Annotated in this window: 21 protein-coding genes and 1 tRNA gene; 12 read left to right on the plus strand and 10 right to left on the minus strand. The window is 54.6% G+C overall.

What is annotated here, in order from left to right:
• Positions 1-105: 105 nt before the first annotated feature.
• From TA5113_RS07780 to TA5113_RS07795, 4 genes are all read right to left on the minus strand, one after another.
• Positions 106-180: transfer RNA gene (locus TA5113_RS07780), tRNA-Glu, on the minus strand.
• A gap of 157 nt (positions 181-337) precedes the next feature.
• Entirely contained in the window at positions 338-2,080 is a 1,743-nt protein-coding gene (recJ, locus tag TA5113_RS07785) for a single-stranded-DNA-specific exonuclease RecJ (RefSeq protein WP_058314656.1), read from the minus strand.
• A gap of 11 nt (positions 2,081-2,091) precedes the next feature.
• A complete protein-coding gene (gene glpX, locus TA5113_RS07790; protein WP_058314657.1) occupies positions 2,092-3,057 on the minus strand; it encodes a class II fructose-bisphosphatase in 966 nt (321 codons plus the stop codon).
• An 88-nt stretch (positions 3,058-3,145) separates the two neighbouring features.
• The gene (locus TA5113_RS07795; protein WP_058314658.1) at positions 3,146-4,432 is read right to left on the minus strand and encodes a homoserine dehydrogenase; all 1,287 of its coding nucleotides are present in this window, start codon (positions 4,430-4,432) and stop codon (positions 3,146-3,148) included.
• Positions 4,433-4,613: 181 nt separating this feature from the next.
• Here TA5113_RS07795 and TA5113_RS07800 point away from each other — a divergent pair, with 181 nt between their 5' ends.
• Positions 4,614-5,201 (plus strand): TetR/AcrR family transcriptional regulator, encoded by a 588-nt coding sequence (locus tag TA5113_RS07800; protein ID WP_058314659.1) that lies wholly within the window; start codon positions 4,614-4,616, stop codon positions 5,199-5,201.
• A gap of 4 nt (positions 5,202-5,205) precedes the next feature.
• Here the strand turns inward: TA5113_RS07800 and TA5113_RS07805 are convergent, their stop codons facing one another.
• Positions 5,206-6,117, minus strand: coding sequence for a pirin family protein (locus tag TA5113_RS07805; RefSeq protein WP_058314660.1), 912 nt, complete (start codon positions 6,115-6,117; stop codon positions 5,206-5,208).
• Between the two features lie 119 nt (positions 6,118-6,236).
• Between TA5113_RS07805 and TA5113_RS07810 the strand changes: the two genes are divergently transcribed.
• Positions 6,237-6,656, plus strand: coding sequence for a PaaI family thioesterase (locus TA5113_RS07810; protein ID WP_245627141.1), 420 nt, complete (start codon positions 6,237-6,239; stop codon positions 6,654-6,656).
• Positions 6,657-7,112: 456 nt separating this feature from the next.
• Here TA5113_RS07810 and TA5113_RS07815 read toward each other — a convergent pair whose 3' ends face one another.
• The gene (locus TA5113_RS07815) at positions 7,113-8,525 is read right to left on the minus strand and encodes an aminotransferase class V-fold PLP-dependent enzyme (protein ID WP_058316669.1); all 1,413 of its coding nucleotides are present in this window, start codon (positions 8,523-8,525) and stop codon (positions 7,113-7,115) included.
• Positions 8,526-8,632: 107 nt separating this feature from the next.
• Here TA5113_RS07815 and TA5113_RS07820 point away from each other — a divergent pair, with 107 nt between their 5' ends.
• From TA5113_RS07820 to TA5113_RS07855, 8 genes are all read left to right on the plus strand, one after another.
• Positions 8,633-9,097, plus strand: a complete 465-nt coding sequence (locus TA5113_RS07820; RefSeq protein ID WP_220387200.1) for an Lrp/AsnC family transcriptional regulator — start codon at positions 8,633-8,635, stop codon at positions 9,095-9,097.
• An 88-nt stretch (positions 9,098-9,185) separates the two neighbouring features.
• Positions 9,186-9,518, plus strand: a complete 333-nt coding sequence (locus TA5113_RS07825; RefSeq protein ID WP_058314663.1) for an ArsR/SmtB family transcription factor — start codon at positions 9,186-9,188, stop codon at positions 9,516-9,518.
• Positions 9,519-9,530: 12 nt separating this feature from the next.
• Positions 9,531-10,049: an arsenate reductase ArsC gene (locus tag TA5113_RS07830; RefSeq protein ID WP_058314664.1), complete on the plus strand. Its 519-nt coding sequence runs from the start codon at positions 9,531-9,533 to the stop codon at positions 10,047-10,049.
• A 4-nt stretch (positions 10,050-10,053) separates the two neighbouring features.
• Positions 10,054-11,112: an ACR3 family arsenite efflux transporter gene (gene arsB / locus TA5113_RS07835; RefSeq protein ID WP_058314665.1), complete on the plus strand. Its 1,059-nt coding sequence runs from the start codon at positions 10,054-10,056 to the stop codon at positions 11,110-11,112.
• A 25-nt stretch (positions 11,113-11,137) separates the two neighbouring features.
• Positions 11,138-12,136, plus strand: a complete 999-nt coding sequence (locus TA5113_RS07840; protein ID WP_058314666.1) for an ArsJ-associated glyceraldehyde-3-phosphate dehydrogenase — start codon at positions 11,138-11,140, stop codon at positions 12,134-12,136.
• 51 nt (positions 12,137-12,187) lie between these two features.
• Positions 12,188-13,435, plus strand: a complete 1,248-nt coding sequence (gene arsJ / locus TA5113_RS07845) for an organoarsenical effux MFS transporter ArsJ (protein WP_058314667.1) — start codon at positions 12,188-12,190, stop codon at positions 13,433-13,435.
• 115 nt (positions 13,436-13,550) lie between these two features.
• Entirely contained in the window at positions 13,551-15,365 is a 1,815-nt protein-coding gene (gene lepA / locus TA5113_RS07850) for a translation elongation factor 4 (RefSeq protein ID WP_058314668.1), read from the plus strand.
• Positions 15,366-15,380: 15 nt separating this feature from the next.
• Complete coding sequence (locus TA5113_RS07855; RefSeq protein ID WP_058314669.1) at positions 15,381-16,136, plus strand: hypothetical protein; 756 nt, start codon at positions 15,381-15,383, stop codon at positions 16,134-16,136.
• A 91-nt stretch (positions 16,137-16,227) separates the two neighbouring features.
• Here TA5113_RS07855 and TA5113_RS07860 read toward each other — a convergent pair whose 3' ends face one another.
• Complete coding sequence (locus tag TA5113_RS07860; protein ID WP_058314670.1) at positions 16,228-16,692, minus strand: REP-associated tyrosine transposase; 465 nt, start codon at positions 16,690-16,692, stop codon at positions 16,228-16,230.
• 83 nt (positions 16,693-16,775) lie between these two features.
• Here TA5113_RS07860 and TA5113_RS07865 point away from each other — a divergent pair, with 83 nt between their 5' ends.
• The gene (locus TA5113_RS07865) at positions 16,776-16,976 is read left to right on the plus strand and encodes a hypothetical protein (RefSeq protein WP_131726410.1); all 201 of its coding nucleotides are present in this window, start codon (positions 16,776-16,778) and stop codon (positions 16,974-16,976) included.
• A gap of 917 nt (positions 16,977-17,893) precedes the next feature.
• On the opposite strand, the gene TA5113_RS07870 is transcribed toward TA5113_RS07865, so the two are convergent.
• Positions 17,894-18,655, minus strand: a complete 762-nt coding sequence (locus TA5113_RS07870) for an alpha/beta fold hydrolase (RefSeq protein WP_058314672.1) — start codon at positions 18,653-18,655, stop codon at positions 17,894-17,896.
• A 90-nt stretch (positions 18,656-18,745) separates the two neighbouring features.
• On the opposite strand from TA5113_RS07870, the gene TA5113_RS07875 reads away from it, so the two are divergent.
• Positions 18,746-19,120: a hypothetical protein gene (locus TA5113_RS07875; protein WP_058314673.1), complete on the plus strand. Its 375-nt coding sequence runs from the start codon at positions 18,746-18,748 to the stop codon at positions 19,118-19,120.
• Here the strand turns inward: TA5113_RS07875 and TA5113_RS07880 are convergent.
• Both TA5113_RS07880 and glyA read right to left on the minus strand, forming a co-directional pair.
• Positions 19,099-19,971 carry a DUF817 domain-containing protein gene (locus TA5113_RS07880; protein ID WP_058314674.1) on the minus strand — a complete coding sequence of 291 codons (873 nt, stop codon included), beginning with the start codon at positions 19,969-19,971 and terminating at the stop codon, positions 19,099-19,101. The two genes, TA5113_RS07875 and TA5113_RS07880, sit on opposite strands and share 22 nt — an antisense overlap.
• Positions 19,972-20,071: 100 nt before the next feature.
• On the minus strand, positions 20,072-21,145 hold a 1,074-nt coding region (gene glyA, locus TA5113_RS07885), incomplete at its 5' end, for a serine hydroxymethyltransferase (protein WP_058316679.1).

The raw sequence follows: 21,145 nt of genomic DNA on the forward strand, positions 1-21,145 counted from the left end.
TGAAAACCTGGCGTCCTAACCGATAGACGAACGGGCCACATTGCAAACGAGTCGCAAATTGGCGTTTCAAAAGTCCCTTATCTATCAGGGAGTTTCTAGCTTCGGTGGCAGCCCGTAGGGGAATCGAACCCCTCTTTCCAGGTTGAAAACCTGGCGTCCTAACCGATAGACGAACGGGCCATTCCGAAGCGTGAGGCGGTATTTATGCAAAGCGCTGGTGTGGCGCAAGCGGAAATTTGCAGGGATTTGAAAAAATCTCAGAAGCTGATGGAGGGGCTCTGCCCCTCTTGCCCTGCGGGCAATTCACTCCGAGATATTTGGGCCAAAAAGAAAGCGCCTATGCCGGGGCCGCATCCTCAAGTCGGAGCTGAACAGCCTGACGGCCACCCCAGGTGTTAATGTCCAGTCGCCCGGCCAAGTGAAAACGTTTGCCGCCGTGGTTTTCCAACGCCGCGCCAATTGGGGTGTCATATGCGCCAAAACAGATCGCTTCAAGCCGCGCTGCAAGCCCGTCGCTGAAGGTGATTTTAAGGTGGTTGTCGCCTATGCGTTTGGCAAAGCGGATTTCCACATCTGGGAAAGCAAAGCGAGGGGCAGGGGCGCTTGCGCCAAAAGGACCTGCGGCTTCGAGTTGGTTTACGAGATCCAGAGATGCAGCGCCTGGCATCAGCATGCCGTCAAGCTTTAGGTCAGCCGGACCGATGGCACCGGCCCCTTGTTTGTCTAGAAGTTCGGCAAGCCGCTCCATCGCTGGTTCGAGTTTGTCTCGCATAACCGTAAGACCTGCAGCCATTTTGTGGCCGCCGCCTTTTACAAGCAGGCCTTCTGCAGCGAGCTTTTGGATAGAAGCCCCAAGGTCGATGCCTGAAACCGATCGTCCCGACCCTTTGCCTTCGTCGCCGTCAAAACCGATCACGATGGCAGGGCGGTTGGTGGATTCTTTCAATCGACTGGCCACAATTCCCACCACACCCGGATGCCAGCCATCAGCGGAGGCCCAAACCAAAGGCGCATTAAGGCCCCGTTCTTCCGCTTGTTCCATCGCTGCTGCGCGCACGGCGGATTCAATGTCTCGGCGTTCGGTGTTCAGTTGGTCAAGTCGGTCGGCCAGTGCTTGGGCCTCGTGAGCATCTGCCGTCGCCAAAAGGCGCGCGCCGAGGTCGGCTTGCCCAATGCGTCCACCTGCGTTAACGCGCGGGCCAAGCAGGAAGCCCAGATGATAACTTGTTGGAGCCGTGTCCATGCGCGAGACATCGGAAAGCGCCACGAGGCCAGGACGTTCACGACGTGCCATAACCTTAAGGCCTTGCCGGACCAGCGCACGGTTTGCGCCAATGAGTGGCGCGACGTCCGCGACCGTTGCAAGAGCGACCAGATCGAGCATCGCCATGAGGTCAGGACCTTTCGCGCCGTCCTCGCGCATTTGGCGATTGGCTTCCACGAGCATCAGGAACACCACCGCGGCGGCACAGAGATAGGCCAGTGCGCCATCTTCATCCTGGCGGTTTGGGTTCACTACCGCGTGGCACTCGGGCAAGGTTTCTCCGCCAAGGTGGTGATCAAGCACGATGACATCCGCGCCTTTTGCAGCGGCGATTGGACCATGGGAAAGCGTGCCGCAGTCCACACAAATGATCAAATCATGCTTACTGGCCAATTCCGCCATAGCGGCGTCATTTGGGCCATAGCCTTCGTCAATGCGGTCCGGCACGTAAAGCGTCGCTGACAGGCCCATGTCCCGCAGCCAAACGAGCAAGAGCGCTGCAGAGCTGCCACCATCGACGTCATAGTCAGCAAAGACTGCAATTGTCTGGCGGTTTTTGACGGCTTCCAAGAAACGCGCCGCAGCTTTTTCCATATCCCGTAAAGAGCGGGGATCTGGCAGCAGATCCCGCAATGCTGGAGCAAGGAAATTCTCTGCCTCATGCGCAGGCACACCGCGTCTTGCCAACACTTGGCAAAGAGCCCGGGGTAGGGTGGTGTCTTGTTCTAACGCTTCTGAAGCTCGGTCAATTTCTATCGACGGGCCCACCCAGCGGCGGCCCGTTAGAGAACTGGAAACGTTGAGAAAGTCACCCATGCGGTTGTGACTTATTCCGTTGGAGTGCGGTAGGTCATACGACGCACGGAACCGGATTTAGAGCGCATGAGCAACGTGGTTGTTTCAAGCCAGCCTGGCTCGCGCTTAATGCCCGGCAGGAGAGAGCCGCCGGTGACACCGGTCGCAGCAAAGATCACATCCGCGGTGACCATCTCGTCGCGCGTATAGATCCGGTCGAGGTCTTCGATTCCCGCTTTGCGCGCGCGCGCTTTTTCGTCGTCATTACGAAAAAGCAAACGGCCAGACATTTGCCCGCCCATGCACTTTAGTGCCGCCGCCGCAAGCACACCTTCGGGTGCGCCACCTTGGCCCATATACATGTCGATGCCGGTGGTTGCGCTGTCGGCGCAGTGCATGACACCAGCCACGTCGCCGTCGGTAATGAGGCGAATGGATGCACCGGTGCTGCGTACTTCTTCGATCATGTCCTCATGGCGAGGGCGTTCAAGAATACACACAGTGATGTCTTTCGGCAGGCAGCCTTTTTCAGTCGCAAGGGCAGAGACGCGCGTCGCAGGAGGCATGTCCAAAGTCACGATGCCTTCAGGATGGCCCGGACCAATCGCCAATTTGTCCATGTAAACGTCTGGGGCGTGCAGCATCGATCCGCGTGGGCCCATTGCAATCACTGTCAGAGCGTTTGGCATGTCTTTTGCTGTAAGGGTCGTGCCTTCAAGCGGGTCCAACGCGATATCCACGCCCGGACCATTTCCTGTCCCCACTTCCTCGCCAATGTAAAGCATGGGCGCCTCATCGCGTTCGCCTTCGCCAATCACGACGACGCCAGAAATATCCAGCATGTTGAGTTGTTCGCGCATCGCGTTAACAGCCGCTTGGTCTGCGGCTTTTTCATCGCCGCGGCCGACCAATGTGGCAGAGGCCAAAGCGGCTTGTTCAGCGACACGGGCCAAGCCCAGAGCCAACATACGATCGTGAAATTCAGGCTGGGTGCTCATCGAAGTGGTCCTTAAAATGATCTTTATGGACACAGGTGTAGCGGGCGCAGCGGTGTCTCACAAGCCGCTGCGCGTTCTGGTATCGTTATCAAACAGTCTCGATGCGCAGGGCGACAGGGTCGCTTGCCAGAACGTCAGAGCCTTTGAGTGCTTCAAGTGCATCTTGCAGAGCGCTGCGTTGGGTTTTGTGCGTGACGATCAATACCGGCGCTTCAGTGCCATCGTGTTGGCTTTGACGCATGCGATCAATGCTGACACCCGCATCGCCCAAGGCTGAGGCGAGTTTTGCCATTGCGCCGGGGCGGTCCAACAGTTCTAGGCGCACATAGTAGGGTGCTGGCGAGTTTGACGTTGCCGGTTTTGCTTCTTCGAGCTCTTTTGCGGGAACGCCAAAGGTCGACAGGCGCAAACCGCGTGCGACATCACAGATATCGCCCATCACCGCGCTTGCGGTCGGGCCTTCGCCTGCTCCGGGGCCGCGCAGAACAACTTGTTCAACCGCGTCACCTTCCAGAACGACCATGTTTGTACCGCCTTTGAGCTGGCCCAACGGGCTGTCGGCTGGCACGAGGCATGGAGACATGCGTTGTTCTAGACCACGGCCGGTCAGCTGCGCGACGCCCAGAAGCTTGATGCGATAGCCCAAGTCTTCCGCCTGATTAATATCTTCAATCGAGATGCGCTGAATGCCTTCTAGCTCGACACCGTCGAAGGCAACCTTTGTACCGAACGCGATAGAGGACAAAAGCGACAGTTTGTGACCGGCATCAATACCGCCCACATCCAAGTTCGGATCGGCCTCCAGATAACCAAGCGCGTCAGCCTCGGCGAAGACTTCGTCATAAGGCAGACCTGCGTCCTGCATGCGGGTCAGGATGTAGTTACAGGTGCCGTTCATCACACCCATGACGCGGGTGATCTCATTGCCCGCAAGGCCTTCGGTCAAAGACTTGATCACAGGAATGCCGCCAGCAACCGCCGCTTCAAACCGGATCACGCAACCATTTGCTTCGGCTTGCTCTGCAAGCGCTTGGCCGTGAATGGCGAGCAGGGCTTTGTTTGCTGTCACCACGTCTTTGCCCGCCGTAATCGCCGCCTCGGTGGCGTCTTTGGCAGAGCCCTCATGGCCCCCCATTAGTTCAACGAAGACATCGACGTCATCGCGCTGTGCCAAAGCAACCGGATCGTCTTCCCAAGCATAATCAGTCAAAGACACGCCGCGATCTTTGTCGCGAGAGCGGGCAGAGACCGCGGTGATAACCACAGGGCGTCCAGTTCGCGCCGCCAAAAGGTTGGCTTTTTGGCGAACGATTTTGACCACGCCGACCCCGACGGTGCCAAGCCCAGCAATGCCCAGACGCAACGGTTCTGTCATCACAATCTCCTTTAACTTCGACTGCTCGCAAGCCGTGTAGCGGTTTCGCACACGAGCTGCAATTGAGTCAGCTAAACATTTCTGATTTGGCCGCGAGTCTCAAAAAACGACGTTTCGGCTTGCGTTTTTTCGGAACAATTGTTCAATAACCGCTCCGATTTTTCTAAACACGGGGCGATAGATGGCGCGCACATCCGGCTCACATTCTGAAATCACCGGCCCGCGTATTTTGGAGGCCGCGCTAAAGCTATTCGCGGAAAGCGGCTATGCGGCTGTTTCTATGCGCAAAATTGCCTCTGAAGTTGGGGTGCAAGTCGGCGCGCTCTATAATTACACGCCTGATAAGCAAAGTCTGCTCTTTGGATTGATGCGCGATCACATGGAGAAATTGGTGGCGGCATGGGATCAAGAGACGCGACCAGATACGCCAATGGCACGGCTTGAACATTTCGCGCGCTTTCACGTTGGATACCACCATGTGCGTCGTGATGCCGTTTTTATCGCTTATATGGAGCTCCGCAATCTCACGCCTGAAAACTTCGCAGTCATCGAAGGCTTGCGCAGCACATATGAGGGAAAGCTCGAAGATATTTTGGAAGAGGGCGCTCGGAACGGTTCGTTTTCTGTGCCTGATGCAAAGATCGCGTCAATGGCTTTGATCGCCATGTTGACCGGAGTGAACACGTGGTTCCGAGAGACAGGGCGTCTGCCTCTCGAAGAGGTGCAAGATATCTATTGGGAAATGACCCGAAAGGCCGTGACTGCGTGAGCCACTAGTGTGCCGGTTTGATGAAGGTGCCGTTGCGCAGCTCTTTGAACGCTTGCTGCAGTTCTTCACCAGTGTTCATCACAATGGGTCCGTGCCAAGCCACCGGCTCTTGGATCGGTGCACCTGAGATCAGCAGAAAGCGAATGCCCTCTGGGCCTGCTTGAACAGTGACTTCATCGCCCGTGCCAAAGCGCACCAACGTGCGGTTACCGCTCATGTCCCGAATGTTAACCTCCTGACCTGCCACTTCTTTTTCAAGCAGCACACCTGTCGGATTGCTGGCATCCGCAAAAGCACCAGCCCCTTCAAAGACATAAGCAAAGGCCCGACGATAGGTATCGACCGGGAACGTCTTTTTGACGCCCGGAGGAACGTAGATATCTAGGTATTGCGGATCTGCTGCGATCCCATCAATTGGGCCTGTTTTACCCCAGAAATCTCCGATGATCACCTTCACGCGGGTTCCGTCGTCTTCCAGGATCTCGGGGATATCGCTGCCCTTCATATCCTGATAGCGCGGTGCGGTCATTTTCAGGTCAGACGGCAAATTGGCCCAAAGCTGGAAGCCGTGCATTTGGCCATCGGCGTTTCCTTTCGGCATTTCCTGATGGAGAATGCCGGAGCCAGCGGTCATCCACTGCACGCCACCGGCGTCCAGACTGCCTTCGTTGCCGAGGCTATCCATGTGATCCACGGTGCCAGACAAAACATATGTAATGGTTTCAATTCCGCGATGGGGATGCCACGGAAAGCCTTGCGCGTAGTCTTCTGGGTTTTCATTCCGAAAGTCATCAAACAGCAAGAACGGATCAAGCTGGCTTGGCTCATGAAACCCAAAAGCGCGGTGCAAGTGAACGCCAGCGCCCTCCATGGTCGGAATGGCTTGGCGCGTTTCTAAAGTGGGACGTAGCGACATAATGCTCTCCTTTCGTCCTGAAACTAGTGGCGCGGCGACCGTTGTCCAAGATATGGCTATGTGCACCGGTGAACGCATTTTGTGCATGTTCGCATTGCTCAACCCTAGGGAGTCTCAATTTGACCGATCGAAAGCCGTTAGATCCGCAGCTGAAAGAACCAAATTCTGCGTTCCAAGATCACATGGGGTATCGCCTGACTCATTGGGAGGAGGGGTATGCACGGCTCGAGCAACCCATTGAACCATTCTTAATGAACCGTGCGGGTATTCCCCATGGCGGCAATTACGCCACGCTCTTGGATACGGCGATGGGGTTTTGCGGGACCTACACAGGTGATCCGGGAAAGCGAAATTTGGCTTTGACGATGTCTTTGACTGTGAACTTTGTTGCAAGGGCTGAGGGGGATTTGCTGATTGCTGAGGCCAATTTGACTGGCGGCGGAAAGCGCACGTTCTTCGCTGAGGCGCGGGTTTTGGATCAAACTGGCCGGGTCGTTGCACAGGGGTCGGGCGCATTTCAGAGGCGAGAGGCGGTGTAATTCCGTGTTTCGCGCCTTGTTTGACTTATCTTTTTCAAACAAATTTTTTTCATGAGCTGAAAATGGAGATGTTTACTATCACTTATTCAATATTTATAGTTTTCCGTGCTTTGGGAAAACAAGCGGCCGTGCTGAAAGCTTTGCGGTTGCAGACGCGCCTTCTGAAGGCTTAATTGTAAAATACTTGTTTTAAAACAAAGATTTATGCGGCGCAATTAAGACATTTTGAACTTTTTTCTGCGATTTTCTATGCCATTCTGAGGCGAAATCCGAAGCGCTCTGCGTACTTTGACGAACACAATCGTGTTGAGTGCTCGGAAACTGAGGTCGCTCAAAACCGAGCCACTTATCCCTAACCTGTGGACTAAATTATTGGGGCCTTTCATTGGGCTGAATACCAAAGTTCACAACATCGGTATTTCTATCCAGAGTTTTATACACGGTTTCTGCACAGGCTTACCCACAGCCAATGCCAGCAGACTCTTCCAAAAGCGCGCCAATTCCCGAAAAAATCGCATCAATTGTCGCGTCGTCCATCAGGTAACTGAGGTTAAAACGCACAAATCCAGGCTTGCCTTCTTCATCTCCATTCAACAGCGCGTCGCGCAGCTGTTCTGATTGAATGTCACTGATGCCAAGGAGGGAATGCACATATGGACCAGCGCAGCTACAGCCGCCGCGGGCTTGGATGCCATAGCTTTCTGAGAGCTGCTGTGTGAAATGCCGGTAGTCTAAGCGCTGACCCTTTTTGTCTCTCGGGACAAAAGAGAAGATCGGCAACCGGTCTGTGCGCGCAGGCGCGAGCATGTCCATGCCAGGCAGACTGTTTGCCGCGCGAAATCCGAAAGCACTCAATCTTTGATTGATTGATGTGATTTGAGTCTGGCCAATGCTCTCTTTCACCAGAACCGCAAGTGCGGCGCGGATGTCACCCACGACGTTGGGCGTTCCGCCTTCTTCGCGTTGTTCAAGGCGGTCGACATAGTCGTGCTGGCGTTCGTTCACAAAGGCAACGGTGCCACCGCCTGGACGACTTGGCTGCATCGTTGTGACCGCATCGCGGCGGATGATGAGTATGCCAGACGCGCCGGGGCCGCCGATAAACTTGTGTGGGCTGAAAACGATGGCATCGATATTAATCCCGTCAGGGGACATAGACATTGGCAGATAAGGCGCGCCGCCGGCGTAGTCCCAAAGAACGCGTCCACCGTGAGCTTTGATCAATCGTGAGATCGGTGCAGGGTCGGTGCAAACGCCCGTCACGTTCGAGGCTGCTGAAAAGGCACCGATAATGAGGCTGTCCTTGTCTGCGATTTCCGCGAGCACGCTTATAAGATCGTCAAGATCAACACCGCCCTCCGTTGCCTCTGCGATCTCAATCACTTCTGCGCCGCTTTCGCGCCAAGGTAGGAGGTTTGAGTGATGCTCGTATGGGCCCACAAGAACATGAACTGGCCGGCCGGCGGCGACGGCGGCATGGATGCCAAAAAGATGGATGGCTTGGTTCAACCCGGTTGTCGCTCCGGATCCCCCGAAAATAACCGCATGTTCGTTGGCGTTTGCATTACAATGCCGCGCGATCAGGCCACGTGCTTCTTCTCGCATTCTGGTCATGCGCGCGCCACAGAGGCTCTGCTCGGTATGAGAGTTTGCGTAATAGGGAAGCACTTCCTCCAAAACGAAGTCTTCGATTTGCCGGAGCGCGCGCCCGGAGGCCACATAATCCGCATAGATCATTTTCTTTTGCCCAGTAGGCGTGTCGATCCTGACGTTTGCGCCGATCAAACCAGAACGCAGCTCGGCAATCGGGTCCTCAAGACACTGAAGCATGTTGTCAAAATTTGCGAATGCGGTCTCAGGGTAGAGCATTTGATCGGTCCTTTGTTTTAACTTCTCCATATTGACCCGATAAATTTAGAAAAAATTAATCAAATATTGGATTGATAAGTATAATACTGTGTCATATGATAGAGAAAATGAACAAAATAGACGACATTGATCGCCGGGTGCTGGATGTGATGCAGCGCGATGCGGGATTGTCCCAGCGGGACGTCGCGGATCGAGTTGGTTTGTCTCAAAACGCGCTTTGGCGGCGACTGAAACGTCTAGATGAATTGGGTTTCATACAGGGCTCGCGGACGCGGCTAAACGCGACGCAGCTGGGTCTGGATCTGACGGTTTTCGTCATGATCCGGACCCGCAACCACTCTATCGAATGGGCGGAAGACTTCCGCAAACATGTCGGGCGTATCCCCGAGGTCGCAGAGATGCACCGCATTGGTGGGGAGTGGGACTATATGCTCAAAGTCGTCACTCGGGGCATGTCGGGTTATGACGCTGTATACCGAAAACTGACCGCAGGGTTCGATTTGGACGTGGTGACCGGGCTTTTCAGCATGGAAACGATGTTGGATGATCGTCCTTTGGATGTTTACGGCTGAAAGACCCGATTTGTTGTCATGAAAACTTCATCAAGGATTACGAGGTTCTTGGTTGACCGACTCATGAAGTATCAATAATTCCAGATATATGGATAAACCAGCTGCTCTTTCGGCTTTTGCCGCCCTTAGTCAAACTGCCAGACTGGATGCCTTCAGATTGCTTGTGCAGTCCGGGGATGAAGGGATGCTAGCCGGGGAGGTGGCAGAGGCCCTGGAAGCGCGTCAGAACACCATGTCCACGAACTTATCCGTGCTGATGAATGCGGGCCTTGTGCACAACAGCCGAGAGGGCAGGGCCATTCGGTATTTCGCCAATATGGATGGCCTGCAAGGGTTGCTGGGCTTTCTTTTGCAAGATTGCTGTGGGGGGCGACCAGAGATGTGCCGCCCTCTGATCGAAGACATCACTCGAAAATGTTGAAAGGGTAATCCTATGACCCAGAAGACCTATAATATCCTGTTTCTCTGCAGTGCAAATTCCGCGCGTTCCTTGATGGCAGAGGCCATTATGCAGCGCGAAGGTTTGGGCAAATTCAAAGCCTTTTCAGCAGGTTCCAATCCAGCGACTGCGCCAAACGATAATGCGATGGCTCTGCTAGAGCGTAATAACTATGACATCAGCCAGTTCCGCTCCAAAAGCTGGGATGAATTTGGCAAAGAAGACGCACCTTTGATGGATTTCGTTATCACGGTCTGTGACAAGGCGAAGGGTGAAACCTGCCCAATATGGCCCGGGCAGCCGATGTCCGCGCATTGGGGCGTGCCCGATCCGGTCAGCTTCGAAGGAAACGAAGCACACACGGGTGTGATCTTTGCCAAAACCTTCGCTCAATTGCGCAATCGGATCACTATTTTTGCAAATCTCCCAATCGAGTCTTTGGATGCTCTGGCATTGCAAAAAGAAATGGATGCGATTGGTGAAATCCAAGATAGCGAAGACGAGGACGGCTAACTCTATGACAGATGACACCATTGCGCCGCTCAGCGATGCCGGCCTCGGCACGTTTGAGCGCCTATTGTCCCTTTGGGTCGCTTTGGCCATTGCAGCAGGTCTGCTGTTGGGCAGTCTTGTGCCGGGGCTTTTTGCCACTTTGGCGTCCTTGGAGGTGGCCTCGGTCAACCTGCCGGTGGCGGTTTTGATCTGGGCGATGGTGTATCCAATGATGGTCGGGGTGGATTTTTCCGCCCTTAAACAGATTGGAGACCGCCCCAAAGGCATCATCATCACCTTGGTTGTAAATTGGCTGATCAAGCCTTTCACAATGGCCGCGCTTGGTGTGTTGTTCTTTGAATATGTCTTTGCGGGCCTCATTCCAGAAGATGACGCGCAGGCTTATTTGGCGGGGGTCATCCTATTGGGGGCCGCACCTTGCACCGCGATGGTCTTTGTGTGGTCCAATCTGACACGCGGAGATGCGACCTATACGCTGGTGCAGGTCTCGGTAAACGACGTGATCATGGTCTTTGCCTTTGCACCCATCGTTGCGCTGCTGCTTGGGGTCAGTGACATTACTGTGCCGTGGGATACGCTGATTATCTCCGTTGTTCTCTATGTCGCCTTGCCGTTGATCGCTGGCATGATCACGCGCCGTCTGTTGACCCGCCAAGGTGGCGAAGCCGCAGTCGAAGCCTTTCAAGCAAAGGTCAAGCCAGCGTCGATTGTTGGGCTTTTGATGACCGTTGTGTTGTTGTTTGGCTTTCAGGGGCAGGTGATCTTGGACCGCCCCTTGGTGATCCTGCTCATCGCGATCCCGCTGTTGATCCAAAGCTATGGCATCTTCTTTGTGGCTTATGGCGCAGCGCGGCTTTGGAAAGTGCCGTTCAATGTGGCCGCACCCTGTGCGTTGATCGGCACGTCAAACTTCTTTGAGCTCGCCGTTGCCGTGGCCATCAGCCTCTTCGGCCTGGGTTCGGGTGCCGCGCTTGCCACCGTCGTAGGTGTATTGGTCGAAGTCCCCGTAATGCTCTCTCTTGTTGCTTTTGCCAATCGCACGCGCGGTTGGTTTCCATCCTAATGTTCGTTCGTAAGGAATTGAAATAATGACTAAAATCGCAATAAACGGCATAGGCCGCATGGGCAAGCTTGTGCTGCGTCGCCTATTTGATATGGGGTTGGGAGAGCACATTGTTCTGTTGAACGACCCGTTTGGCGACATCGATACCCACGCTTTGTTGGTCGAGTTTGACACCGTGCATGGCCGCTGGAAGGGCGATGTGTCCCATGATGCAGAGAGCATCACCATGAATGGCCAGACCATGCGTTTCACACAAGAGATGAAGCCTGCTAATCTGCCGTTGGATGGTGTTGATCTGGTGATCGAATGCTCTGGCAAATTCAAAACATCCGAAACGCTGCAGCCCTATTTTGATGCAGGCGTGAAGAAGGTTGTGATCTCAGCTCCGGTCAAGATCGAAGAAGCATTGAATATCGTTTATGGCGTGAACCACGACCTCTATGACGATCAGCGCATCGTCACCGCCGCCAGCTGTACCACCAACTGCATTGCACCGGTTGTGAAAGTCATGCTGGAAACCTTCGGGATCGAGCAGGCGTCTTTCACCACCATTCACGATGTCACCAACACACAAACCATTGTCGACAAGGTCCACAAAGACCCGCGCCGCGCGCGCTCTGCGCTGAACTCGCTGATCCCGACCACAACCGGGTCTGCCAAAGCTGTCGTGCAGATCTTCCCAGAGCTCGCAGGCCGCATCAACGGCCACGCCGTACGCGTACCGCTGCTGAACGCATCTCTGACCGATATCGTCTTTGACGTCACCCGCGATGTGACCGAAGAAGAGGTCAACGCGGCCATGGAAGAGGCGGCCAAGGGCGCTCTGAAGGATATCTTGGGCTATGAGGCCCGCCCGCTGGTCAGCTGTGACTTCACTGATGATGATCGCTCCACCATCGTTGATGCGCCATCCACCATGGTCGTGAACAAGCGTCAGGTTAAAATCTACGCGTGGTATGACAACGAGTGGGGCTACTGCTGCCGCTTGGCGGACATCACAAAAATGGTGGCAGAAAGCCTGTAACCCACAGCCTGGCGATTTAGCCGGGCTTTTCTCTTTTCCAGGATCAGAGCCATGGCAGAGACCACATCTGAAAAACCAAACGGCCTTGCCGCCTATATCACAGTGACCGCCGCCTATTGGGCTTTCATGCTCACCGATGGTGCGCTGCGGATGTTGGTGCTGCTGCACTTTCACACGCTCGGGTTTTCACCGGTGCAGCTCGCCTATCTCTTTATCCTCTATGAGGTGATGGGGGTTATCACCAACCTCTCAGCGGGCTGGATTGCGGCGCGCTTCGGTCTGACATCCACGCTTTATGCCGGATTGAGCCTGCAAGTGGTTGCATTGGTTGCGCTGGCACAGCTTGATCCCGCTTGGGGGATCACGGCATCGGTCATCTTTGTGATGTGCGTGCAGGGCCTGTCGGGTGTCGCCAAAGACCTTTCCAAAATGTCGGCAAAGTCTGCGGTCAAGCTGCTGGCTCCAAAAGGGCAGGGCGGGCTCTTCCGTTGGGTGGCGATCCTCACCGGGTCCAAGAATGCCGTCAAAGGCTTTGGATTCTTGCTGGGGGCAGGGTTGCTCGCGGTCTTTGGTTTCCTAACAGCGATCTGGGCGATGGCTGCGGTTCTGACACTGATCCTAATCGGAACCGTGATCTTCATGCCGCCGGGTCTGCCGCAGGGTAAAAAGTCGGCGAAATTCTCCCAGGTTTGGTCCAAAGACCGCAATATCAACCGTTTAAGCCTTGCCCGCATGTTCCTATTCGGCGCGCGCGATGTGTGGTTCGTCGTTGGCATCCCGATCTATTTCTACGCGGTGCTGAGCGACGGTACCGAGGCCGGCAACCGCGCGGCATTCTTCACCATCGGTACTTTCATGGCGGTCTGGATCATCCTTTATGGCTTCGTCCAAGGCCTCGCCCCGAAGCTGCTGAAAGCGGCCGAGCGCGACACCGCGCAGATCGTGAACTCCGCCATTCTCTGGGTCGGATTGCTAACGCTGGTCCCGGCAGCCCTAGCCGCCGCTGTCTACGCCCAAATCCCATTCTTAACGCCGATCGTCGTCACAGGCCTGTTGATCTTCGGTTTCATCTTCGCCGTAAACAGCTCGGTCCACAGCTACCTGATCCTCGCCTTCACCAGCGACGAGCGCGTCACCATGGACGTCGGCTTTTACTACATGTCCAACGCTGCAGGGCGCCTCGTTGGAACGCTTTTGTCTGGCGTCAGTTACCAAGTCGGGGGCCTCCCGCTCTGCCTCGCAACAGCCGCCCTCATGGCCGCTCTAAGTTGGCTGTCGGCCCGCCGCTTAACGGGCTAATCTTCTTCTTTGCAAAAATACTCCCGCCGGAGGCATCCGACGGAACAAATCCCCACACCGTCAGCCTGTTCAGAACCGCTTGACCAGCAAGCGTTTCCACGACATATCCCCCTGCATGACAGAGCTTTCGAAAATCCGCAATTTCTCCATCGTCGCCCATATCGACCACGGGAAATCCACCCTCGCTGACCGCCTGATCCAAGAGACGGGCACGGTGGAAGATCGTGACATGAAGGAACAGCTGCTGGACAGCATGGATATCGAACGCGAGCGTGGGATTACGATCAAAGCCAACACCGTGCGCATCGATTATGTGGCCGATGATGGGGACACATATGTCCTGAACCTCATCGACACCCCGGGCCACGTAGACTTTGCCTATGAAGTCTCCCGCTCCATGAAAGCGGTAGAAGGCTCATTGCTTGTCGTGGACTCCACCCAAGGGGTGGAAGCGCAGACGCTCGCGAATGTCTATCAGGCGATTGAGGCCGATCACGAGATCGTGCCAGTGCTGAACAAGATCGACCTGCCAGCGTCTGACTGCGACCGCGTGGCGGAACAGATCGAAGACGTGATTGGCATCGATGCAACGGGCGCGTTGCAGGTTTCGGCGAAAACCGGGCAGGGCATCCGTGAAACTCTGCAGGCCATCGTTGACGAACTCCCAGCCCCAGAAGGCACTCGCGATGCACCGCTCAAGGCAATGCTGGTGGATTCATGGTATGACGCCTATCTCGGCGTGATCGTTCTGGTGCGGATCATGGACGGTACCCTGAAAAAGGGTCAGCGCGTGAAGTTTATGTCCAACGACACGCTGCATTCCGTGGACCGCGTCGGCGTCTTCCGCCCGGAAATGCAGATGGTCGATGAACTTGGGCCGGGGGAAATCGGCTTCCTGACCGCGTCGATCAAACAGGTCCGCGACACGCGGGTGGGTGATACGATCACCAATGACCGCAACGGCACCGAAGAAGCGCTGCCGGGCTTCCAGCCAGCCCAGCCGGTGGTTTTCTGTGGCCTCTTCCCGGTCGACAGCTCTGAATTTGAAGACCTGCGCGATGCGATTGAAAAGCTTGCGCTGAATGACGCGTCTTTCTCATCTGAAATGGAAACCTCTGCCGCACTTGGCTTTGGCTTCCGCTGCGGCTTCTTGGGTCTTTTGCACCTTGAAGTGATCCGCGACCGGATTGAACGCGAATACAACATCGAGCTGATCACCACCGCCCCGTCGGTGATCTACCACATCTATATGAAGGCCAAGCAGGACGAGGAAATGGAGATGATCGAGCTCCACAACCCCGCCGACATGCCTGACCCCTCCAAAATCGACCACCTGGAAGAGCCGCGTATCAAGGCGACAATTCTTGTTCCGGACGAATACCTCGGCGACGTGCTGAAACTCTGCCAGGACCGCCGCGGCATTCAAGAAGACCTGACCTATGCGGGCACCCGCGCAATGGTGGTCTATGACCTGCCACTGAACGAGGTGGTCTTTGACTTCTACGACCGTCTGAAATCCGTGACCAAGGGCTATGCGTCCTTTGACTATCAGATGACGGGCTACCGCGAGGATAACCTCGTGAAGATGTCCGTTCTGGTGAATGACGAGCCGGTGGATGCGCTATCCACCATGGTGCACCGGGATCGTGCAGAGATGCGTGGGCGGGCGATGTGTGAAAAGCTCAAGGATCTGATCCCGCGTCACATGTTCAAAATCCCGATCCAGGCGGCGATTGGCGGCAAGGTGATCGCGCGCGAGACGCTGTCTGCACTGCGCAAAGACGTGACCGCGAAATGCTACGGCGGCGACGCGACCCGGAAGAAGAAACTGCTGGAGAAGCAGAAGGCGGGTAAAAAGAAGATGCGCCAGTTTGGTAAGGTGGATATCCCGCAGGAAGCGTTTATTTCGGCGCTGAAGATGGACGATTGATAAGGCTGCGTTGGCTTGAAAACACTTTTTTCAGATGAAAGTGAGGGTCAACTTAATGGCCATGACTTTACTGCGGTAACTGTCGTAGAATTTTCACCGAGGAAATTGATTGGTTTCAGGGAGCAGTTCGCCCATGAAGCATGCAAATTGGAGCGTTTGATCCAAGGTAAAGACGAGTCCTTCGTCCCCAAAGTACCGATTTTGCATGGCACCGACTTTCTAAGGGAATATCCCGACCCTCAAAAATTCAGTTATTTAAAAGTATTTTTGGATTCATTGGTCGAGAATTGTAGTCGGATTTTTCGGTTAGGATATTTCAATAAATCGATTCAACTGTTTTGCGAAAGTAAAGGCCAAAAAGCTCTGACTCGCCAACGGCGTGTCCAATTTTGTCTAATGAACTTCTGGCTGATGTATCGGCCGCCCGAGGATGAACCATTCACGCTGATTCACGAGTTGGACGCGGAGGCGACGCTACGCTCTTCTCAGTTTTCAAATTTGGATCAGGGAAGTGGGTACTCAATGTTGCACGAAATAGGGCAGGAAAGCTTAATTGTCGATCTGGATAATTTTCTGGGTCACTACTTTGCACCGAAAAGTGAGATTGGCTGCCAGGCGGCTGATGTTTGTTCATATCTGGCTCTTAAAAGCGCAGATGCGCGAGCAACTTCGTTTGGAAGGCGAATGTCTGAGCACTTCGCATTAATCGAAAACAAGTTTGTTTATAACCGAATCCATGAAATGAAGCTGCATGGTAATTCCCGGCTCTAAGAGTGCCATAATGGTAGGGTGTGTGCTTGCACGTACCGCTCGACGGTTTCGATTTGCGCTGACGTTGAAATGGTGCGTGAGATCACGCACCCTACGGGCCAAATGCATTTATGGTTGAAAACGGCCAATCTTCGGGGTTTTCGACATATCCGTGTTTGACCGGGTTCACCCAACAATATCGGATGTGGGTGTCATAATCTTCCCGGTCGCGTATGTGATGTTCCCAATATCGACGTTGCCAAATGCCGCGCTCATTCCGCGCCATATGGCTTTTGCTGCGTGGACCGACTGGATGCCGTCGTGAAAACCGGGATTTGATCAACCGCCATCGTGTCGCGTAATCACTGTCACCTGCTGGCAATGTCCAAATGCAATGCATGTGATCTGGGAGAACGACCCATGCGTCGATTTTGAACGGACGTTCCTGCCGTGTTTTGATGACGGCTTCCCTTAAACCTTGAATGTCATCTATCAATAGCTGCGATGAGCGGTCCGCCAAAGCGACTGTGAAGAATATTGTAGCGCCGGATTGTTTGGGGCGGAGGTAATTCGGCATGGGGTATTTGAACAGGAAATGGGTTGATAAAAAGTGAACGTAGGGTGCGTGCTTGCCCGCACCACATGGAATCGGAGCGTTGGATGGTGCGTGAAATCACGCACCCTACACACCGATTCTCATCCACACCCCGCAAAATCCCAAACGCCGCAATGCAGCATCTGCACTTTTCTCGAAATTTCTTTTCCAACGGTGCAAGCCTGCCGCAAAACACCGAAATTTCGACTTATCCACAGGAAATCCACAAGCCTTTCCAATGGTTTACCCTCAAGAAAATCACATAACATTCAATATTTTTCTTGCCGGATGCCCAAATCAAATGCCAACGTTAATCCAACGCAAGAGAGCACACGGCAAGATCATCAGATCAAACCAGACACTCTCAAGCGGGACGCAAAGGTCTCTCAGGGCTGGCGCGGGAAGGGGACGGGAACGGATCTTTCCAGCACGGATAATCTAGGGTTTCGGCCCTTGTTGTAAGACACTGTTTTATAGGCGCGGTTTTCGGACCTGACTTGTGGAACTGAGATGATCCAACCGATCTGAGACGCTGGCCGAAACAACAGGTGCTCTTTCAGAGCGACCCTCGCGGGAAGGCAGTGCAAAAACCCTTTGTGAGGTCGGTTCTAATGCCGGTCACATGGATGATGTCTTCGGACTACACTTCATGGGCTTGTGTTAGGTGGCTTTTGATCAAGTTCGCTTGATCGGTGGTCTTACATCCGACTTGGGGGGAGCGACCCCAGTGGATTGCTTTGGAGGGTTCGCCCATCAAAGTCTGCCCCATTGGATCGTATCCCGCTGTGCGAAGGCTCGACAGAGCATTTGCATTTGAATGAAGAGGATCTTGGTTTTCCCGTGTGGAGCTCCGCTATCTGAACATTCTAGGAAGGCGTCAGGGATTGGGGGTTCGCCCCTTGCTGCGAGGACCGCGTCTGAGCACCTGACGTCTTCTTCTATTTTGGACGACAGTTTTTTCTGAATATATCGAGCAGCGCTCGGTGTCCGCGCTTGCGCGTCTGAAACCGTGGCAAAAGGTGTAGAGCAGTCACTAATGAGAAGGGGCTCGTTGTGAAAACAACGAGCCCCTTGCGTCAGTTCTGCATACCGCGTCTTTATGCACCTGTAAGGGCAGGGATATAGGTGGCTTGCGCAAAAATCAACTACATCTTGTGTTGTTGCGCTTATTTTGTTGTTCTTGTCACCGATTAAGCCAAGCGCGGACGGTTGCCATGAATTCCGCCGGTTTCTCTGCGTGTAACCAATGGCCCGCGCCGGACATCTTCACGAATTGTGCTTTTGGAAAGAACTCGCGGATCGTGGGGCGATGCTCGGGCAGCACGTAGTCTGACATTGCACCTGACAGGAACAGTGTGGGCTTGTCGAATACACCGCTGACATCCGCAGGGAAGCCAACGATTTTGTCCATTTCTGCCTGAAGCACATCGAGGTTCAGGCGCCATTTTTTGGATTTGAGGTCAAGGGATTGGGTGAAGAAATTGCGCAAGGTGGGATCCTCGACACCGGCCGCTTCCAACTGCGCCACAGCGTCCGAGCGTTTCTCAACCGTCTCTAGGTTCACTGCTTTCATCGCGACGATGAACTGCGCTTGGGTGTGGGTGTAAGGCACCGGGGCGATGTCTGCCACAACCAGACGTTTGATAAGGTCTGGCGTGTGGAGTGCGGCGACCATGCATGCTTTGCCGCCCATGGAATGACCCAGAACGTCCGCCGGGCCGATCTCGTTTAAAACCTCGGCCAAATCCGCCGCCATATCCGGGTAGCTGTGGCTGTCTTGCCAATCCGAGTTACCATGGTTGCGCATGTCCACCGCAAAGACCTGGCGTTCATCCGAGAGCTTCTTGGCAATCACACCCCAATTGCGCGCAGACCCGTAAAGTCCGTGCACAATCAAAAGCGGTGGTCGGTCGGTGGGCTCACCATGAGAGATCATATTCAACATGGGTGCATGACTTATCACAGGGCCCCTGTTGGGCAACCCCCTGTTGTGGTTGCCTATGTCGTGGTAAGAGGCCTCAGGGAGCGCGTTTAAGTGATTGATGCAAAGACGTTAAATTCTGAAATTCAGCAGATCTTGCGGTTGATCGATCGTCAATTTGGCATTCAAGCGGATGATTTGGCCTCTGCCATGCGCAAAATTGGGCGGCGTCTGCCAAAATCGGCCCATCGCAATGCACAGAAGCTGATCAAAGCGCAGTCCCATGCCCAAAACCCAAAGATTGCTTTGCACTTGGATCCCGCGCCTTTGAAAGCGCCTTACGATGCCCTTGTCGCGGCGATTGAAGCCTATGATCGCAAAGACGCGATGAAAGGGCGCGCACTCGATATCGCGTCGACTTTGGTGTTCAATCTGCTCTGTGCCTTGGCGTTGATTGCCTTAGTTGCCTATTTCGCAAAGAGCGGATGAGGTGGTGTCTCGGGCACGTGGGGCTTTGAAGAAAGGGCTTCACGGAAGACCAGCGTGACGGTGACGAAGCTGACATAGAGCAGAAGATACCAAGACCCCATTTTGGCAAAGCTCACCCATTGGTCGCTGGATTGGCCGGAATAAAGCCATGTCTTGGTGAATGTGCCGATATTTTCTGCGAGCCACAGAAAGAAGCTCGAGAAGAAAGCGGCGAGCGGCAAGGGCATCCAATACCAGCGTGCGCCAATCGAGAACCAAATACGTGTTCTGATGAAAAGGATGACCGTGGCTGCAAACAGAGCAAGGCGGATGTCAGGAAGGAAGTGATGGGCGAAGAAATTTACATAGATCGCCGTGCCCAGAAGGACGGTTGTCCAGAACGGTGGATAGGGGGCGAACCGCATGTCAAACAGCCGGATGACGCGCGCCATGTATGACCCAACAGCGGCATACATAAAGCCTGAAAACAGGGGCACATTGTATAGCTTCATGATTCCGTCGCCGGGATAGGCCCAACTGCCGGCGTGGACTTTGAAGATCTCCATCGCAGTGCCGGTGAAGTGAAACAGAAGGATCACCCGAACCTCGCGCCAGGACTCCATACCAGTCGCCAAAAACAGGATTTGAAGCCCCAAAGCGTAGGCCAAAAGCGCATCGTACCGCGCGATAGGCCAATCCGCTTGCCAGATCTGACTACTGATGATGATGCCAGCCAAAAGGGCGGCGCCAAAGATGGCGGCCCAGCCTTGTTTGAGCACAAACATCACAAATTCGGCGACCCCAAACGGAAGGCGGTGCCGCATCCAGTCCCCTAAATGGCGCTCTAACTGACGGGTGCGGTTTTGGGGCATTAAATTCTCATTACTAGAAATGCACTAAACGGCTTTGAAAACACAAAAAAACCGTGCCCAAAAGCTTGGACACGGTCAATGTTATTGTCTGCAGAGAAGCCTACAGGTTGTCATAAAGCGGGAAGCGCGCGCAGAGCTCTGCGACTTCTGCTTTCACTTTTGCTTCAACGTCTGCGTTGCCTTCTTCGCCGTTTGCCGCAAGGCCATCGACAACTTCGACGATCCAATCTGCAATCTGACGGAACTCTGCTTCGCCAAAGCCGCGGGTTGTGCCCGCAGGGGTGCCAAGACGCAGACCAGAAGTCACCATTGGTTTTTCTGGGTCAAACGGGATGCCGTTTTTGTTCGCTGTGATATGCGCGCGACCCAGAGCTTTCTCTGTTGCGTTGCCTTTCACGCCTTTTGGACGCAGGTCCACCAGCATTACGTGGGTGTCGGTGCCGCCGGTGACGATGTCCAGACCGCCCTTCATCAGTTGATCTGCCAGTGCAACTGCGTTTGCGCGCACCTGCTGTTGGTAGGTTTTGAACTCAGGACGCAGCGCTTCGCCAAATGCCACCGCTTTGGCTGCGATCACGTGCATCAGAGGACCACCTTGGATACCCGGGAAGATCGCAGAGTTCACTTTCTTTGCGATGTCAGGGTTGTTGGTCAGGATCATGCCGCCACGCGGGCCGCGTAGGGTTTTGTGTGTGGTTGTCGTTGCTACATCCGCATATGGGAACGGGGAAGGGTGCTCGCCTGCAGCCACCAGACCGGCAAAGTGCGCCATGTCCACCATCAGGTATGCGCCTACGGAGTCAGCGATTTCGCGGAACTTGGCAAAATCGATCTGACGTGGGATCGCGGAACCACCCGCGATGATCAGTTTTGGCTGGTGCTCTGTCGCCAGCGCCTGAACTTCATCATAGTCGATCAGGTTGTCTTGCTTGCGCACACCGTATTGGATGGCGTTGAACCATTTGCCGGATTGGTTTGGGGCGGCACCGTGGGTCAGGTGACCACCGGATGCGAGGTTCATGCCCAGAATGGTGTCGCCTGGCTTGATCAGCGCAGTGAAAGCACCTTGGTTTGCCTGAGAGCCAGAGTTTGGCTGAACGTTCGCGAATTCACAGCCAAATAGCTGCTTTGCACGATCAATCGCCAGCTCTTCGGCCACGTCTACATATTGGCA

The sequence above is a fragment of the Cognatishimia activa genome, assembly GCF_001458335.1.
In the GTDB taxonomy this organism is placed as follows: domain Bacteria; phylum Pseudomonadota; class Alphaproteobacteria; order Rhodobacterales; family Rhodobacteraceae; genus Cognatishimia; species Cognatishimia activa.

Bases quoted from the DNA above. Each gene is read 5' to 3' on its own strand.
- recJ (WP_058314656.1), bottom strand. From the start codon at position 2,080: ATGGGTGACTTTCTCAACGTTTCCAGTTCTCTAACGGGCCGCCGCTGG.
- glpX (WP_058314657.1), bottom strand. From the start codon at position 3,057: ATGAGCACCCAGCCTGAATTTCACGATCGTATGTTGGCTCTGGGCTTG.
- TA5113_RS07795 (WP_058314658.1), bottom strand. From the start codon at position 4,432: ATGACAGAACCGTTGCGTCTGGGCATTGCTGGGCTTGGCACCGTCGGG.
- TA5113_RS07800 (WP_058314659.1), top strand. From the start codon at position 4,614: ATGGCGCGCACATCCGGCTCACATTCTGAAATCACCGGCCCGCGTATT.
- TA5113_RS07805 (WP_058314660.1), bottom strand. From the start codon at position 6,117: ATGTCGCTACGTCCCACTTTAGAAACGCGCCAAGCCATTCCGACCATG.
- TA5113_RS07815 (WP_058316669.1), bottom strand. From the start codon at position 8,525: ATGCTCTACCCTGAGACCGCATTCGCAAATTTTGACAACATGCTTCAG.
- TA5113_RS07820 (WP_220387200.1), top strand. From the start codon at position 8,633: ATGAACAAAATAGACGACATTGATCGCCGGGTGCTGGATGTGATGCAG.
- TA5113_RS07825 (WP_058314663.1), top strand. From the start codon at position 9,186: ATGGATAAACCAGCTGCTCTTTCGGCTTTTGCCGCCCTTAGTCAAACT.
- TA5113_RS07830 (WP_058314664.1), top strand. From the start codon at position 9,531: ATGACCCAGAAGACCTATAATATCCTGTTTCTCTGCAGTGCAAATTCC.
- arsB (WP_058314665.1), top strand. From the start codon at position 10,054: ATGACAGATGACACCATTGCGCCGCTCAGCGATGCCGGCCTCGGCACG.
- TA5113_RS07840 (WP_058314666.1), top strand. From the start codon at position 11,138: ATGACTAAAATCGCAATAAACGGCATAGGCCGCATGGGCAAGCTTGTG.
- arsJ (WP_058314667.1), top strand. From the start codon at position 12,188: ATGGCAGAGACCACATCTGAAAAACCAAACGGCCTTGCCGCCTATATC.
- lepA (WP_058314668.1), top strand. From the start codon at position 13,551: ATGACAGAGCTTTCGAAAATCCGCAATTTCTCCATCGTCGCCCATATC.
- TA5113_RS07860 (WP_058314670.1), bottom strand. From the start codon at position 16,692: ATGCCGAATTACCTCCGCCCCAAACAATCCGGCGCTACAATATTCTTC.
- TA5113_RS07865 (WP_131726410.1), top strand. From the start codon at position 16,776: ATGGTGCGTGAAATCACGCACCCTACACACCGATTCTCATCCACACCC.
- TA5113_RS07870 (WP_058314672.1), bottom strand. From the start codon at position 18,655: ATGTTGAATATGATCTCTCATGGTGAGCCCACCGACCGACCACCGCTT.
- TA5113_RS07880 (WP_058314674.1), bottom strand. From the start codon at position 19,971: ATGCCCCAAAACCGCACCCGTCAGTTAGAGCGCCATTTAGGGGACTGG.